Here is a 16,790-nt window from a genome sequence, read left to right as displayed (position 1 = left end):
TGCCGATGGGTCGAGTTTTAAAAAACTAACGACGGACGATCAGTGTGAATCTGTTTTTGACCGTCCCGCATCTCGGAAAGCTGTGAAAAAACTGATCGCAGTTCCGGCCAGTGTCGCAGAGGCTGTGGAAACAAGAACTGTTGCGAGTCTGTTCATATAGTGGCTGCTGCCAAAAAAATTTGAACTGCAGGTGAGTCCCACGCAGAGGCCGAGTAACACTCCTGCCCATGTGGTGGTTTCCCACCTGCGGTTCCCATGTTGACCGATCCACGACAGGCCTGCCACACAGCCTGCGATCCCTCCCAGTAAAAGTGATACGGGTATAAAAAAAATCAGTACGTATGCCGCTCCCCAATTACCCCATTCCGATGGCGTTTCCGGAATCAACAGGGCTCTGACCAACGTGATCACAACCAGCGCAGCTGCGACGGCTCCGGATGCTGACACACCAATCACCACAAGGCTGTTCTGCAGGAGCAACCACAGGTTGGTCTTCACTACTATCCGAAATCGCATGGAGGCAAAATTTTCATTCTGCGTCTGTCCGGCAAAAACCAGATCCACTTAGTTCCCCGGGGTGAGCCGGTACCGCAAAAAAACAGAACCCTGGAGCTGGTAGTCAGACGCTGTTGGTCGGTTGGCGTTGTCATTCGAATTCAGGAAGAAACGGTCGCAACCTGGCAAATGCCTCAGCTGCCTGGGCATCGGTCATCGGCGTCTTGGGAGGCGCGACCCATTTTTCCATCAGGCCGAGTTCACTCATGACTGCTTTGGCTGTCGCATGTAAAAAATTGTGCAACGGCAAAATTAACTGGAAAAGTTCATTCACTCGGTGTTGAGCTGCGAATGCACCGGGGTAATCTTTGGCGAGCCATGCCTCATGGATTCGGACAGCCAGCTGAGGAGCAATGTTACCGAGCATACCGGTTGTGGCGCATGCGCCCGCGTCCAGGAGATGTACGAAAAACGCATCTCCCCCAACCACCACACGAAAATCTGAATTCGGTCCCAATGCCGCGAGATATGCGAGGGTATTGATCGGAACGCCGGAGCTGTCTTTGAGGCCCTGCACACCAACGTCCCTCAGCCGTGGGATCGTGGAAGGTTCGGCTGTTACTTTGGTCAGGCTTGGGATGTTGTAAAGCAGAACAGGGAGTGGCGAAACGTTAACCAACTCGGCGAAGAACTGCACGATCTCGTCCTGAGTCATCGTAAAATAGAACGGCGGATTAACCAGCACTCCATCTGCACCCAAAGCACCGGCCTGCCGGGTCTGATTGTAAGTGCGCTGAACATTTGGCTCACCACATCCAACGATCACCGGCACCTGACCGGCGATTTCTTCGACAACGGAGCGAATTGCGATTTCTCGCTGGTCATCGTTGATCGACGAAAACTCACCGGACGTGCCAAGTACAACCACACCTCGGCAGCCGTTGTCGACCAGACGCCGGGTGGTTCGCCGCAATGCTTCCGAATCCACAGAAAAATCACGATTCAGTGGTGTCAGTAAGGCAGGGATATTGCCGAAAATTCGTTCCTGAAAAGGAGTCATAAAAAATTTCCGTAGATGAGGCAGCACTTGGCGGTTAATTCGGCTTCGGGGGCTTCCGATCGTTGTCTTCGTCCAGGCCGTTGTCAAAAGGTAACCAAGTGATATTCACATTCGTAGTGACTGTCCATGTTAGCACAGCCATATGAGTACAGCGTGGACATCCGGCGAAATCCTGTGTATCTCCGTTAGATCCGTCAGGGCGCTCTAACGTAACATCTGTTTCCGCAAATCACCGATCCCGGATTTTCTTTGCGGCTATCTTGTTAATACCGATACGGGGTCCACGGTCCAAAGGTAACGTCGCGTAACCGTTCGAATATTGAATGTGGACACCGCCAGTCCGCCCCTGATTGTCTTCATGGAAGACACCATTTGTGGTGCTGGCCGTTTGCATGCAGTCGGGCCAGTGTCATCACCGGACTTTGAGCGTTGCGCAGCGGGATATCTGAAAATTTACATCTCGCCGTCGGCTCGGTTGGACCACCACGGCAGTCCGACACCTCCGTCCATCGTCATCACGCTGCCGGTCATGTAGGCGGCCGTTTCGCTGAGAGTAAATGCGATTCCTTTGGCCATCTCTTCAGAGGTCCCCAGACGTCCCATCGGCAATTTTTCTGAGGCTTCGGCAATCTGCTCATCAGTGAAAAATTTTCGTTCTCCTGGAGTATCGATCCAGCCGGGATGAAACGTATTGACGCGAATACCGTGTGTTACCAGTTCAATCGCAGCTGTACGCGCCATGTGATCAATCGCCGCTTTGGACATGTTGTACGCCATCGACGTTGGAATTGCTAAAATCGCATGCGGTGAACTGATGACAGTGATGGCACCTCCGTGGCCCTGTTTGATCATTTGTTGAGCAGCAGCCCGCACACCATAGAACGCACCCCACATGGTCACATTGATGGTTTGCTCAAATCCCTCCATGTCCGCATCGACCATGTTTTCCCGGTCACTGTAGGCCGCATTAGATACGTACAGATCCAGACTGCCGAACTCATCAACGGTCTCAGCTACCATCGCTTCGACGCCGGACTGATCCGATACGTCTGTTTTTGAGACGATGGCGCGACGACCAATCGCACGGATTTCTTCTGCGACGATATTGGCTTCATCTGCGCTTGACCGACAGTTGACAGTAACATTGGCTCCGCCACGGGCCAGTTCCAGAGCGACCGCTCGACCGATCCCTTTTGACGATCCGGTTACGACTGCGTTTTTACCTGTGAAGGACATGGTTTGTCTCTGTTTGTTGATATCGGGGAGGAGTCCTCGAGTTCGGAAGTTGAGTTGACAGACGCGATACAGTACCCGTGATCAACTCTCATGCAACTCACCACGGCAGGGGAGTTTTTGTTGAGCGAATTCTTTGGTGAAACCGTCGTCAAGTTTTGATTCATCGACCAATGTTTGATTCATCGACATGGTCAACAGCATTTGTTCAGTCCTCCGCAGAGCAGAACATTTCACAGGAAGACGGGAGATGATTTTCTAACAGCAGGACGCAGGCAACGGTGAGAAACATCAGTAGGCTCACACGTGCGGCGTGTCGTGAGTTCTGCACATTCTATGTTGAAAGAAGTGAGTCAGAGGCGATTCCGCTTTGTACGGTACGGGTGTATGACCGTTTTCGATCGTTTTCTGCCGGAGGATGTTCACTGAGATGCGTGTACGTGAATCTCTTAAACGCTGTTGATCCCATTGACTACGTTTTGCAGTTGTCCCTGCTTAAATGCAGCAACGTTGCTCACGGCTGTCTGCAGCAGCTGTCCGCGGGCCGAGCGGGTTGCCCAGGCGATATGGGGAGTGATGTGACAGTTTTTTGCCGTATACAGTGGATGTTGCTTAGGTGGGGGCTCCTGCTCCAGTACGTCCAGGCCTGCTCCCGCTATCTGACCACTGTTGAGTGCAGCGGCCAGTGCTTCTGAATCGACAAGCGGTCCGCGGGAGGTGTTTACCAGGAAGGCTGTTGACTTCATAAGGGCCAGTCGTTCCGCATTGACCAGCTTCTCATTGTCGGGTGTCAGCGGACAATGCAGACTGATGACGTCACTCTGTTCAAACAAATGGTCCAGCTCCACCATCCGGATCTCGTCAGCAGTCGATTGCGCATATGGATCATAGGCAGACACCTTCATGCCAAACGCCAGTGCAAGTCGAGCCGTTGTCATACCGATTCGGCCGAGTCCGACGATGCCCATTGTGAGTCCGTCCAGTTCAATCATGGGATAGTCCCAGTAGCAAAAATCGGTACAGGCGGCCCACCGTCGCTGGTCACGAACCGTCTGATCATGGTGTGCAACGTTCTGCGTGAATTCCAGTATGTGAGCGAATACCATTTGAGCAACCGAACGTGTGCCATACGTGGGAACGTTGCAGACGGGAATCCTGCGACGAGCGGCCTCATCGATATCCACGATATTATAACCTGTTGCGGTAACACCGATGTATCTGAGATCCGGCAGTGCCTGGATTGTCTCGGCCGATATCACGAGTTTATTGACCAGAATGGCGTCCGCTCCCGCAGCACGTTCACAAATTTCCTGAGGAGCCGTCCGGTTGTAGAACGCAACTTCACCCAGCTGTTCAAGTTTGCTCCAGCTGAGATCACCTGGATTGAGTGTCGATCCGTCAAGTACAACGATACGCATGACTGATTCGTGAATTGTCAAAAGGAGGGAAGGAGTGCCGACGCCGGCTGCGACGAAGGTCTGATCATCTGATTCGGGTGACAGGGGCTGATTCGCCGCTGAGTTATTTCACTGGTGATTTCAATTCATCCGGTCTGCCTCGCGGCCAGCTCAGTACGAATCGTGTTCCGCTGCCGGACTCACTATCGATACGAATTTGACCACCATGTTCGCGTACTATTTTTAGACTGACAGGAAGGCCGATGCCGGTCCCGCCGTACCCCTTGGATGATTCAAAAATATTGAAGACGGTTTCCCGCTGATCTTCCGGGATTCCCGGTCCGTTGTCGCTGACCGCGACCAGCATCATATCCTGGTCGGCATCATATCCGGTCTGGAGAATGACGGCTGCCTGCTCCCTTTGATATACTGCGTCAATCGCATTGTTTACCGTATTCAGAACGGCACGGTGGATCGCTTCCGGGTCGAATGCTGCGGGCGGAATGTCGGTATCCGGTTTAAACATAAACTCAGTTTCGGACTCTCCGGCCCGCAGCGAAGCGAGTTCACTGACCTCTGCACATACGGCGTTAAGATTTGCGACCTGCAGTTGCGGAATGCGGTCCCGACTAAACGACAGCATGTCTGTCACCAGTTCAAAAATTCGGTTCTGGTTTCGCTCAACAACCGACCAGCCTTCTATGGCCATTTCTTTTTGGTCGTCCTCCAGCCCCTTGGCAATCAGGTATCCACCACCCTTGATCCCCTGAAGGATATTTCGGATGTGATGACTCAATACCGCTACGGTCCGCCCCATCGTGGCAAATCGTTCTGCCTGGAGAAATGCGTCGTGAAACTGTCGAGCCTCCACGGCTAACGCAGACTGTCGTGCAACCGCCAATACTGCCGTTAAGTGGTCGTCGGTCAGTCGACTGGCCGTTGCAAATCCTGGAACAACGTCGTGATTCTTTGTGTCGATGTAAAGGACCCCCAGCAATTCCTCATGTCCCCGCAAAGGTGCGCAGATCACTTCATGCACACCGTCTGCGGCAATACTGAGCCCGCCAAATCGAGTATCCTTTGTTGCATCCGATGTGCGAACTGCCTGGCCGTTATTGATCACATAGCCGGTGATGGAATGCGATACCTGTATCTGCGGTGAGGCCTCTTCCTGATCCAGGCGTTGCTGATAAGCAGCGGGGTTCAGGGTGCCGTCTGATTTCCGCAGCAGAAAACACCCGCGATCTGCTCCGACGGCTGACAGAACCAGCTTCAAGATTTCATTGAGTAGTGTTTGCTGCGAATGAGTCGGTCGAACGAGTTCTTCCGCGACACGATACATCAGGCGTGAGTCCTGAATCGGTACATGGTGAACGGTCATCGCTGATGCAGGAGGGACGGCCACTGATTTGACAATCGCCGAATGCTGTTGATCTGCTGTGTCGTCAATCAGCAGTACCTGTTGAGCCGAGTCCCGGGCTGCAACCAACGGATCGGACAGCTGAAAACTAATCAGGGAAGCGCCAATGCGAATGGTGTCACCGTGGGTAAGCGGAGATGTTTCAATGAACCGAGAGTTGAGTCTTGTGCCATTTGCGCTGTTCAGATCCTGAATCTGAAAGGAGACGCCGTCATAGCAGACCATCACATGCCGGCGCGATACTTCATGGTCGTCCAGTCGAATGTCACAACCGACACTTCGACCAATTGTCGTTTCGGTTTGTTCAGGTTCCACCGAGTACCGGGTACCCTGATTGGGGCCATGAATAACGAGGAGTGTAGCTGTCGACACTTCATCACCTGGACAAAATCAGCGAGCGCACACTGCTGAATCAGCATTTGCTCACAACCGAAATTTCAGAACGACGGGAAAGTTTATCGTCCCTGCGATCATCTGTCCGTCACAATCGGAGGAGGTCACGGAATCGACCGGTGACGTCTATCTCTGTATACCAAGCCGGGTGAGGAATTCCTGTTCTGTCAGGACTTCGATTCCAAGATCACGGGCTTTGGTCAGTTTGCTGCCGGCTTTTTCTCCCGCGACAACAATGTCTGTTTTCCGGGATACACTGCCGGAAGTCTTTCCCCCGTGATCACGAACCAGTTGTTTTGCTTCGTCACGGGAAAGATGCGAAAGTGTTCCTGTGATAACCACCGTACTGCCGCTGAGAGCCTGTTCCGCTCCGTCTCGGTTCCCGGAAACGACCGCTGTGCCGAGATTAAGGCCCAGGTCGGTGAGTTCTGCAACCAGTCGACTGCCGTAATCAGAAGCGAAGAATGTATGCACGGATGCAGCGATGATCGGGCCAATTTCATCGACGGCAGCCAGTTTTTCGACCGATTGTTCGGCAATGGTGTGGATTGTGCCAAAGGCCGACTCAAGTACCTGTGCGTTGCTTTGACCCACATGACGAATATTCAATCCTGTCAGCAGTCGCCACAGCGGACGTGATCTGGAATCATTGATACCTCTCAGCAGTCGATCGACCGATTTTTGTGCCATTCGCTCCACTTGCAGCAGATCGTCCTGCCTGGTGTTCAGTCGATAAAGTGAAGGGATGCCGTCAATCAGTTTTACATCAAGCAGTTGACCGACCAGTTTTTCACCGAGTCCGTCGATGTCCATGGCTGCTCGTGAGGCAAAGAAAACCATGGTCTCTCTCAACTGAGCCGGACACTGAGGATCGGGACAGCGAATATAAACAGCCCCGTCTTCCTGCCGGGTTGGTGCTCCGCACTCGGGGCAATGTGCCGGAAATCGAAATGGTTTCTCGTTTCCGCTTCGTGCCGCTGTGTTGACCCGAAGAATATGAGGAATGATTTTACCGGCTTTCTCCACGACTACGCGGTCGCCGACGAGGACTCCTAATCGATCCAATTCGTCTCGATTGTGCAGACTGGCCCGCGACACAATGGTGCCGTCAATTTCGACCGGTTCCAGTTCTGCCACCGGAGTCAGGGTTCCTGTTTTACCGACCTGAACCGCTATGTTGCTGACAGCTGTTTCGGCTTCGTATCGTTCCCACTTAAAGGCTCTGGCCCAGCGCGGAAACCGGGACGTTGCTCCCAGCTGGTCTCGCTGTATGAGCCGGTTAAGTTTAATGACGATTCCATCGACTTCGAACGGCAGTGCGGGGACGCCTTCCATCATCTGAGCAATGACGTTCAGGAGGTGGTCGAGCCCCCGGGCTTTAGAAACTCCTGGGGTCACAGGCAGGCCCATCCGACGGATCGATTCCAGAAAGTGCAGATAGCTGGACCACTGAATCCCTTCGCAGTATCCCACCCCGTGGGCAACGAACCGGAGACCGCGCTGACGGGCAATCCGGGGATCGAGAAGCTTTAAAGCGCCTGCAGCTGCATTGCGAGGATTTCGAAATGGTTCTTCGCCACGTTCGATCTGGCCGGTGCGGAAGGCGGCGAAATCTTCACCGTGAATCATCACTTCACCTCTCACTTCGAGCACCGCAGGCGGATTCGTGATGTCCAGCCGCAGTGGTACACCTCCCACAACACGAGCATTCGAAGTGATGTCATCTCCCGTCTGACCATTCCCACGGGTCACTCCGCGGACCAGCTGTCCGTGTTCATAAATGAGTCCCATGGCGACTCCGTCTATTTTGTACTCGATGCTGTAGTCCGGTAATTCCTCCTCGAGCTGTTCCTGGAGTCCTCTGTGCCATTCAGTTACTTCCTGCTCTTCGAAAAGATTCTCAATCGACAGCATGGGAATACGGTGAGTAACCGATTCAAATCCGTCAATCGGGACTCCTCCAACTTTTCGTGTGGGACTGCTTTCGGAATCGTATTGCGGATACTGAGCTTCGAGTTCCTGCAGCTGACTCAGCAGCCTGTCGAAATCGCGATCCGGGATCTCCGGAGAAGCTTCGACGTAATAGAGTCGATTGTGCCGCTCCAGCGCGCGTCTCAGTTTCTCAATTTCACGTTTCACATTGGCTGTCACATCGGTTCCCTTATCAGCGGCAGAGTCCCTGAATGTGTGAATCCTAAACGGCCGAGTCCCTGCCACAAACTCCGTCGGCTGTCAGTTGCGACAGAGATCGAAAGTCACTGTCATCAAAGCCACCTTCTGTGCAGGCGATACTGAGAAAAACTTTTACCGCTGCGGTCATTCATGAAAATGCGCCACGATGTCGTCAGCCGGCCTGCTGTTCAAACTGTACTTTGGTGTAGCCGATTGTTCCGGTTCGTAATGTTTACGGGGTTCGGACATTGATCAGACGGTCCCCGTATCATTCATTCCGGACTAAGGGTGGCCGGTCCGTTGATGTTCATCGCACCTGCTGGTGTTTCCTGAACATATCCGGTACTTAGCACGTGTCGGTGAGGCTCCGTCTTTAGAGTTGAGTGGCTCAGTCGACCGTTTCGGGAACTAATTCACTTCCGATACCGGCATCACGGCGCTGTTCACTGAGTCCGGCCAGTTGACGTGCCCGGGCAAGCGATGTGTTGACCTTCAGACACAGATCGACCGTCCACGGACCCGATTCCGGAGCCACCAGATTCCAGTGTGGAGCTACAGTCACGCTCTGATGCACAAGCTCAAATCCGGACTCTGACTGACTGATGGTTTCGATGGGAAAAGCCCAGACTCCGCCGTTCTGAGTCCATTCCACGGTTATGTCCAGGCCCTGCCATTCATCGATAAGTCCCAGACGAGATGAGGACGGTACATCGATATGTGTATCGAGTGTTCCCAGTTGCTCACCCGTTTCATCGAAAAAGTAGCGGTCTGAAGCGCCTCCCGGCATGGTGGCAAAATTGAATTCGACAGCAAAATGCAGCGGGACATGTCCTGGCAGATCTTCCAGTTGATACCTGACCATTAATTCACCCGGGCGCTGTCGGGACATTGTTACTGTTTTTCGAATTCCGACTTCATAATCACTGAGACTGCCACGGCAGAACATTTCCAGTACGATCTGGTGGTTTTCGTGCCGGACCGCTGGACGGTACGCTGCTGTTGCAAACGAAGACAAAAGGCCACTGCCTTCACGAAACGTCTCTCCGGTAATGTCCGGCTGTAGAAAATGGTCTACCAGACTTTTGCGCGGCCAGTTGTCATAACTCAGCTTGCGGTCCAGATCCGGCTGTTTGAATCGGACGATGTCATGAATACTGGACACGCCGGATTCCTGAGAGCCGTCGCACTGTCGCAGTTTCTCTGCGTGGTCAATGATTTTTTGGTGATAGGGTTCCACTCGCCGATTGAGCGTGGCCAGCAGGTTCACCCGACAGCTGCGAATGTCCCATTCATACAAATGGCCGCCGGTGGACGGGCTAAAATAGGCAGCCATTCTGTGGTTGCTCAGGCGAACTTCCTCTTGAGTATCCAGATTGTAATCGCCCGTACAGACGTCCAGCCATTCGTTTGAAGTCTGAGTACGATGTTCCAGCTGATTATCCGCTTCAATCAGACTGGAGTAGACTGCATTGCGAAGATGTGGGAGGTACAGGCCGCCAAATGCACCGTGCCAGTAGCTGCAGTTACACTGACCCTGATATAACAACCGGCGAATTTCGGTCAGCTCACCAGCTTCGCTTCCCGCATCCCGTTCGGCTTCTGCCAGCCTTGAGCTAATCTCCAGCATCCGGGCATACATCTCGTTGCTTTCAGGGTACTTGACTCTGAAGTTGCGCCAGAATCCTCCCCGAAGAAACTGTTGTAACCGCTGCCAGTTTTCGTCCCCTTCTATGTGGCTCAGACGCTGCAGATCCTGCTGTGTCGTGCTGTCCAGTACCCACTCAGTCATCTCCCGATAGCTGGCATCCGGTATATAAAACAGCCCCTGAGGCTTCACCTGGTCAAGTGTTTCGCCTGGTGTTGTTACTTTCAGCCAGTTGCTGTTGTCTCGTAATGTCTGCAGAAAACGTCGCAGCCAGCCGTCCTCATAGACATGTTTATGTGTTTCAGGCCAGGCACCGAATTTTTCTCCGTCATCCCCCAGTACAACGATGGCATTGTCATGACGGTCCGCAATGTCTCTCAGGTAGGTGATTGTTTCTTCCGGACTACGGAAGGGAATCAGGTATCGCAGGTGTTCACTGCCGGGAAAAATCGCAAGCAGACGCCCTTCATCTTCAGTGACGTGGTACCCGAACAGCTGATACTGATTCATACCGGCACTACGGAAATGATGGTCATCCAGTATCGTGTATCGAACACCGGCGGCAGTCAGGTCACCGGCAAACGACTGTTCCCAGACACGTTCGGGCATCCACATCCCGTGGATGGAGGTTCCGAACATTTTTTCAAGATGCTGAGTGAACGTACGAATCTGACCAATACGGTCACGACGCGGGATATTCGACAAAATGGGCTCATAAAACGCACCGCCGATGATCTCGACCTGGCCACGTTCAGCGAGTGACCGAACATGATCAATGTATTCGGGGCGGTGTTTCTCAAGCCAGTCAAGCAGACTCCCTGATATATGCAGGGAAAATCTGATTTCCGGATAGTCGGTCACGACATTCAGGAACGGCTGATAGCTTTCCTGATATGACTGTTCAAAAATGCCGTCGAAATTTCCGATCGGCTGATGATTGTGCAGCGCCAGAATCAGACGCAGAGTTCCTGCCATGGATGGACTACTCCGACTCTCCATCTAAACAGGAGAGGTATCTCAGCTGTGTTTGCCGACCTGTCGCGTTTGAAATTCGTGCCCTCGATGATTTAACAAGGCTTCACCACTGAGATCGAATTCGTTGATCCCGAATGTGCGTCACTTTTTCCAATGTCGTAAATCCTTATGCCGGCGGCTGACTCTGCGGATCTTTTCCGAGTTGCCGGCCGGACAGCCGGCCTGTGTGTGAATTGTGGCATGTTCGACGTCTTCTTGGAATAAGGGAATCGAAGTGTTTCCCGTACGTAGAACGACCGCAACCTGTTTCTGAAAATTCATTCCGGATTGTCGTATGACGCACATTAAATTCCCCGGGGCAACCTGGTCACAAATTATAAGTCGCGTTGAACTGCGTTCGACTTTTTTGATTAGTGAATTGTCATAGTTCCTTCTGTTTACAACATGCGAATTTCACGCTGTGGGAATGGAATGTCGATGCCTTCTTCGGCAAACGAGTGATGGATCCGGGTGTGCAGTTCGGTGATTGTCGACAGACGATTATCAAGGTTCGGCAGATATGCCCGAAGTACGAGTTCCAAAGAGCTGTCGCCGAATTTCTCAAATGTCGCTACGGGGCCCGGCTCATCCAGTACGTTGGGATGTGCTCTGGCTGTGTTCAGCATGATTGTTCGGGCTTTTTCCGGATCACATCCATAGCCAATTCCTACAGCAACCATGACTCGGTTCGTCGAATCACTCAGCGTCCAGTTGAGTAGTTTGCCTGTGACCAGTTCCCGATTCGGTACTATAAATTCACGGCGGTCCCAGTCGGTGATTGATGTGGCACGAATCTGAATCCCTGATACCACGCCACTCACACCGTCGATGGTCACGATGTCTCCGATTCGAATGGGGCGTTCCACCAGAATGATAATGCCGGAGATGAAGTTTGCGAACACTTCCTGGAGACCGAATCCGAGTCCAACGGAAAGGCCGGCGACCAGCCACTGGACCTGCGACCAGCGGAGTCCCAGCGAATGACAGACAACCGTGGTTCCGGCAACCAGCACGACGTATCTGGAGACGGTGGAAACAGTGTAACGCACGCCGCTGTCAAGGCTGGATCTTCTCCGCAGAATGACTTCGATCAGTCCCGGAAGTTGTCGTACTCCTGTGAATGTTGCTGCTGATGCGAATATCACCAGCAGCAGGCTACCAACAGTCACTGCCCGGGTTCTCCAGCGCTGCGTTGACTGCTCGTCTCCGGATTCTGTGACTTGTGTGACTGTCACCTGTTCCTGGACGCTCCACAATTCGTAACGATCCACAATCCGAAGTGCCGGCAGGATGTCGAACCAGATTCCCCAGGCACAGCCGATCATGGCCAGAACGGCGACATTGCGCACCAGTTGTCGGGCCTGTGTGCCGAAGACCATTAATTCGGAATCTTCCGAGACCGCATGCTGTGCAAGGGAGCTGTCGGATGTGTGATCCGACTGGTTCCGTTTTCGGGCTCGTTCACGGGCCAGCTCCAGTCGCATAGCGCGATGATTCATTCTGAGCCATCGCATAACCAGTGACCAGCAAAGGATCACTCCTGTTCCGGTCACTACAGACCAGCCCATTCGGTCCCAAAGTGACAGAGCCGTGTGATGAAATCCGGCTGCCGAACAAACTGCCAGAATCAGAGGGGCTGCCACCGTTACGGAAATCCACAGGTAGCGTGTGGAATCCAGAAAACCGGATCCTGACACCAGTGTGCGGACGAATCTGCTGTTCAGCGGAAAAAAAAGTCGGCACAGGAGTGTTGAACTGCAGACCAGCAGCAGCATGAACAGAATTCGCTCCGTGGTATCTGACTGTTCCGGAAGATTTCGTGTCAGCAGAAACATAAACAGAGGCAGGGGGAGAACCGCAAAGACCAGTCGCAGCCAGAGGCGCAGGTGATCACCGACCACCGGGCTCCATGTCAGGTGATTTGATGCCAGCCCGCCGGGTCGAAGTACTTGTCGAATGAACTCCAGCCACAAAGCAATTCCACCCAGCTGAATCAGTGCCTGTCCCAGCGCATCCGCCACGTTATCGGCATTACGCTGCAGCACGGTGCCTGTCATCATCAAAAACAGTGGCCATTCAGCGGCCAGTCCGACGCTCAGCAACAGAGTCCACATGGTTGGCTGCAGACTCGTGCAAGTTCTTTGAGATGCTTCTTTTCCTCGTTGTTTGAGTGCTTCCCTGGCGCGTGACTGAACGGCCAGCAGAATGACAATCGCCAGTCCGGCCGGAATGATCAGTGTCCACAATAACCTGCCTGAATTTGCAGCCACGGTCATCAGGCTTTGTACGATATCACGACCTTGGGCGCGCATCGTCGGCAGAACCGTAGCAGCGTCCTGTAACGTCAGAGCCTCGTGACTGCGCAGCCAAAGCGCGTGTTCACTGGAAAACGTCATCCAGTCGTTAATGAAGGCGATGGTGGCCAGGTCAGCGCCATTGACATCTGCAAGTGTCGAAAAGAATCTGATATTGCTCTCATTGACCTGATTCAGGAGGTCTTCAACATGTTCCAGTATCTCTCGTTCCGCCGTGCCCGCTGTCTGTCCAAACCGACGAATCACTGACTGAATTCGTTCTTTCTGTTCTTCATATTCGATCTCTCTCAGTCGCCATCCGGTGGTAAGCACATCGATCTGATCAATTTCGGCACGAATTATACTCAGTGACGGCAGTTCTGTTCCGAAATGAAGTATCTCGCGGCCAAGTGTCGAATGTGTGCCAAACTGTTCAACTCGTTTTCGGATTTTGTCTCCCTTATCGGTCAGACGGTCGAGATCATCGCGGCGTCGGTTGAGGATCTGATTCCAGTGAGGCTCGTCCTCCTGAGTGATGCGACTGGTTTCTTTAGCCAGTTCGAGCCTGAATGCACCGAGTTCGCGAATCTCTGCATTGTCAATGGACGCCAGCTGACTCCTGGCTTCAATAGCCAGGTCCAGTTCCTGGCGGGCCTGTTCCGTTCGCAGTTTTTTTAGTTTCGTCCGCAGTTCCTGAAGTCGGACGTTCCGGGAATCGATCAGTGACTGGAGATTTGCGACGCGGAGGCTCGGCAGATTCAGTGATAAATTTGTGTCGACTTCTGCAAGCAGCGTACGGGGCAGATCATATTCTGCTGCGGCCCGAATACGGTTCGCCTCTGAACTGGTGCGGAGTGTTTCATCCAGCAGCGTGACGGGGGTTTCCGGAAGAGTCTTCAGTCGTGCCACAGCGGAAGTGACATTCTGCTCTGCGGCCTGCACTCTTTCCTGAAGGAGCCGTTTTCGATCTGTAGCGGACTCTGCCTCCTGCTGATCCTTGGCGAGTTGCTGTTCGGCAGACGTCAGGTTCAGTTCCTGTGTGGCAATTTCTCCTTCCAGCTCTTCCACAGTCATTGACTCAACAGAGTTTTCTGCCGGACGTGGTGGCGGATTTCGCAACTGGTCCGCCGCTTTCGGCAGCTGTTTGAGCCGATTCCGGACCCCGGTGTTCTGTTTTGCCAGATCATCGGCCGTATCCATGTCCGATGTCGCCTGAGCCAGCAGACCGCGAATTTGCTCACGGGTTGCCTCATCCACATCTGCTGTTTCAGTGGCCGACGTCAGTCGGGTAATCTGCTGACGCAGCGCCTGCTGCGGGCCGACCCGGGAAGTGAGATCCTGGCCACCAGACCGAGTCTGCTGAGCGGGTTCCTGGGTTTGTGGCACCGGATCAGTCTGACCCGGTACCGGTGACGCCGTCAGGGCCAGTACAAGCAGCCCCGCCGCGGTTACGATCGACGTGTGAAATCGGTCACATGGGCTGTCTCGCTCAGGCACCGTCGACGTCATGCCTGCAGATTTTGAATTCCCGAATGTTGTCTGCTGCAGTCCGTGCATCGCAGGAAGCTTTCAGGGGAGCGTCAATTCAGGACAGTACTGTCCATGTTGGTGTCGTCGGTACAACTCAGACGATTCCAGATGGTGAACCAGTACACCATTTAACCTGAGTTGTAGTTCACGAAGGCAGGAATTCAATTCGTCTGCCCCAATTCGGTACATTCGGCGGTTAGTCGATGCGATTTTATCCAGCGATCAGTGGTCAGTCTCTGTACCAGGTACAGGTATCAAATCATGGGTTTACAACGGTAAATCGCCAATATGTGCCTGCCGTTTGGCTATCTTCATACAGTCAGGCGGTTTGCCTCCTGGAGAATCGTTTCCATTCGATCCGTAGCATGTTCGATGGACATCACCGCCTGCTGGAAATTTGTGTGCGTTGAGGCCCGCCAGGCGTTTTCCCGGAACTCAGCCACGGCCTTTCGAAGTTTGCCGATCTTTTTACGGGCAAAGCGAAAATAGACAGCTGGATCTTCGGTTTTGTTCTCAATTGCCCGACTCATGTCGAACACAGATCGAACAATTTCCATTAGCTCAGGAAAGTCATCCACTTCATCACAATGCTTGATGAATGTCCGCACCATCCAGGCATGGGCCATGGTTTTCTGAAATTCAGCGGCCAGGTCGGATAGGGCCGGGTTTTGTATGTTTTCAACTGACATAACAACATCGGAATACTAGTTGATTTCCACTGCAGATCCGGCCTTCCAAAGGACGTCGTCTGCACCATCTGAATTTTCACGTCTGGCCAGAACAAACAGCAAATCCGAGAGACGATTCAGAAAAACACCGATTTCGGAGTTCGTAGTGGCGGATTCACCGGACTCAATAAGCCGCAGAAACTCCAGTTCGGCTCGACGACACACGGATCGTGCCAGATGCAGGCCGGCAGCAGCCGGACGTCCACCGGGCAGAATGAAGCTGATCAGTGGATTCAGTTTCTCCGTGGCTTCATCAATTCGGGTTTCCAGCCAGACCGTGTGCTGCTTTGCTATTCGCGGGCACTGATCCGCTGACGGATCGGCCGGAATCGGACTGCAAAGATCCGCTCCCAGATCAAACAGGAGTTGCTGAATTCGGCTGAACAGCTGTTGGAGACCGGAATCGTTTGAATGGGAAATCGCCGTCCCAAGATGACAATTGACTTCGTCCACGGCTCCCATGACAACGATCCGCTGTGAAGTCTTGGCGACACAGCTTCCGTCACCGAGAAACGTTTTTCCGGAATCACCCGAGCGAGTGTAAATTCGATCCAGTCGCACCATGACTTCGGTCAACTGCGTCGCAGTCTTGCCCCCAGTACTTTTACGTCGGCCATCAGCGCCTCACGAGCTTCTTTCAGTCCGGCAATTGTGGGAGAACCGGCTTTCATATAGTCGATTACGTATGCTTCGGCCTTCATGAATTCTTCACATGCCTGTGGAATCTCTGAAGCCACATCCAGTGGAATTGTTGTAACCCCGTTACAGTCTCCGTGAAGCAGATCGCCGGGATAGATACTTATTCCTCCAACGACCACGGGTACATTCACTGATAACATGTGACAGGCTCCATGAGAGCAACAGGTGCCGGCAGTGAACGCCGGAAAATTCAGTTCGTCCACCTGGTCCAGGTCCCGTCCGGTTCCCGACGTGATCAGACCGGCAGCACCAAATGCCTTATATGTCGAGCACATCACTTCGCCGAATGTTGCGGCAGCGGATGGAACATCTAGGTCCTGAAACACGATCACCGCCGGGGCCTCCATCGACTCGATACATTCCAGCTGTGCGTCCATGCTGCCGTATACATCTCCGCTTTTGGGTGGAGAAAGGGCTCTGAATTCAGTCGTGAGCGCAAGTCCGACCATCGGGGGAAGTTTTGGAAAACAGGCCTGAATAGATTGATCCATGTATCCGGTACTGCGGGGACGAACCGCGAATAATTCGATGACATTGCAGACGGTCGGTGTATCAAATTTCTTAAGTCCGTCCAGTGTTTCGGCGGAAATGGTCACGTTGGAATCCTTGGATGATTTACCGGGTTGACAGATTAAGAAGGTTTCGCCTGGGGAACCACAAACCGCCAGACATCGGCCGGAGTGTTATCATAACGCTTGTGTCTGCCATCG

General features: G+C 53.1%; 11 protein-coding genes. All 11 read right to left on the bottom strand.

From position 1 onward, the window contains the following. Positions 1–39: 39 nt before the first annotated feature. The 11 genes from MK110_05535 to MK110_05485 all read right to left on the bottom strand — a co-directional run bounded on the left by MK110_05535 (position 40) and on the right by MK110_05485 (position 16,676). The gene (locus MK110_05535) at positions 40–516 is read right to left on the bottom strand and encodes a hypothetical protein (GenBank protein MCH2210742.1); all 477 of its coding nucleotides are present in this window, start codon (positions 514–516) and stop codon (positions 40–42) included. Positions 517–646: 130 nt separating this feature from the next. Further along, the gene (locus tag MK110_05530; protein ID MCH2210741.1) at positions 647–1,555 is read right to left on the bottom strand and encodes a dihydrodipicolinate synthase family protein; all 909 of its coding nucleotides are present in this window, start codon (positions 1,553–1,555) and stop codon (positions 647–649) included. 453 nt (positions 1,556–2,008) lie between these two features. After that, a complete protein-coding gene (locus MK110_05525) occupies positions 2,009–2,791 on the bottom strand; it encodes an SDR family oxidoreductase (GenBank protein MCH2210740.1) in 783 nt (260 codons plus the stop codon). A gap of 446 nt (positions 2,792–3,237) precedes the next feature. After that, complete coding sequence (locus MK110_05520) at positions 3,238–4,206, bottom strand: D-2-hydroxyacid dehydrogenase (protein ID MCH2210739.1); 969 nt, start codon at positions 4,204–4,206, stop codon at positions 3,238–3,240. A gap of 103 nt (positions 4,207–4,309) precedes the next feature. After that, complete coding sequence (locus MK110_05515) at positions 4,310–5,977, bottom strand: ATP-binding protein (protein ID MCH2210738.1); 1,668 nt, start codon at positions 5,975–5,977, stop codon at positions 4,310–4,312. 147 nt (positions 5,978–6,124) lie between these two features. Further along, complete coding sequence (gene ligA, locus MK110_05510) at positions 6,125–8,149, bottom strand: NAD-dependent DNA ligase LigA (protein ID MCH2210737.1); 2,025 nt, start codon at positions 8,147–8,149, stop codon at positions 6,125–6,127. Positions 8,150–8,558: 409 nt separating this feature from the next. After that, positions 8,559–10,790: a DUF1926 domain-containing protein gene (locus MK110_05505; GenBank protein ID MCH2210736.1), complete on the bottom strand. Its 2,232-nt coding sequence runs from the start codon at positions 10,788–10,790 to the stop codon at positions 8,559–8,561. Positions 10,791–11,227: 437 nt separating this feature from the next. Next, the gene (locus MK110_05500) at positions 11,228–14,620 is read right to left on the bottom strand and encodes a mechanosensitive ion channel (GenBank protein MCH2210735.1); all 3,393 of its coding nucleotides are present in this window, start codon (positions 14,618–14,620) and stop codon (positions 11,228–11,230) included. Positions 14,621–14,964: 344 nt separating this feature from the next. Next, a complete protein-coding gene (locus tag MK110_05495) occupies positions 14,965–15,342 on the bottom strand; it encodes an amidohydrolase (protein MCH2210734.1) in 378 nt (125 codons plus the stop codon). 15 nt (positions 15,343–15,357) lie between these two features. Further along, positions 15,358–15,945 (bottom strand): cob(I)yrinic acid a,c-diamide adenosyltransferase, encoded by a 588-nt coding sequence (locus MK110_05490; protein ID MCH2210733.1) that lies wholly within the window; start codon positions 15,943–15,945, stop codon positions 15,358–15,360. A gap of 8 nt (positions 15,946–15,953) precedes the next feature. After that, entirely contained in the window at positions 15,954–16,676 is a 723-nt protein-coding gene (locus tag MK110_05485; protein ID MCH2210732.1) for an RraA family protein, read from the bottom strand. Positions 16,677–16,790 lie beyond the last annotated feature (114 nt).

Origin of the sequence: Fuerstiella sp. (assembly GCA_022447225.1) — a bacterium.
Taxonomy (GTDB): Bacteria; Planctomycetota; Planctomycetia; order Planctomycetales; family Planctomycetaceae; genus S139-18.
Note: the sequence above shows the minus strand (reverse complement) of the source record. Positions and strands in the feature narration are given on the sequence as shown.

Coding starts and splice junctions, on each gene's coding strand:
- MK110_05520 (MCH2210739.1), bottom strand. CDS start 4,206: ATGCGTATCGTTGTACTTGACGGATCGACACTCAATCCAGGTGATCTC.
- MK110_05525 (MCH2210740.1), bottom strand. CDS start 2,791: ATGTCCTTCACAGGTAAAAACGCAGTCGTAACCGGATCGTCAAAAGGG.
- MK110_05495 (MCH2210734.1), bottom strand. CDS start 15,342: ATGTCAGTTGAAAACATACAAAACCCGGCCCTATCCGACCTGGCCGCT.
- MK110_05490 (MCH2210733.1), bottom strand. CDS start 15,945: ATGGTGCGACTGGATCGAATTTACACTCGCTCGGGTGATTCCGGAAAA.
- MK110_05535 (MCH2210742.1), bottom strand. CDS start 516: ATGCGATTTCGGATAGTAGTGAAGACCAACCTGTGGTTGCTCCTGCAG.
- MK110_05505 (MCH2210736.1), bottom strand. CDS start 10,790: ATGGCAGGAACTCTGCGTCTGATTCTGGCGCTGCACAATCATCAGCCG.
- MK110_05530 (MCH2210741.1), bottom strand. CDS start 1,555: ATGACTCCTTTTCAGGAACGAATTTTCGGCAATATCCCTGCCTTACTG.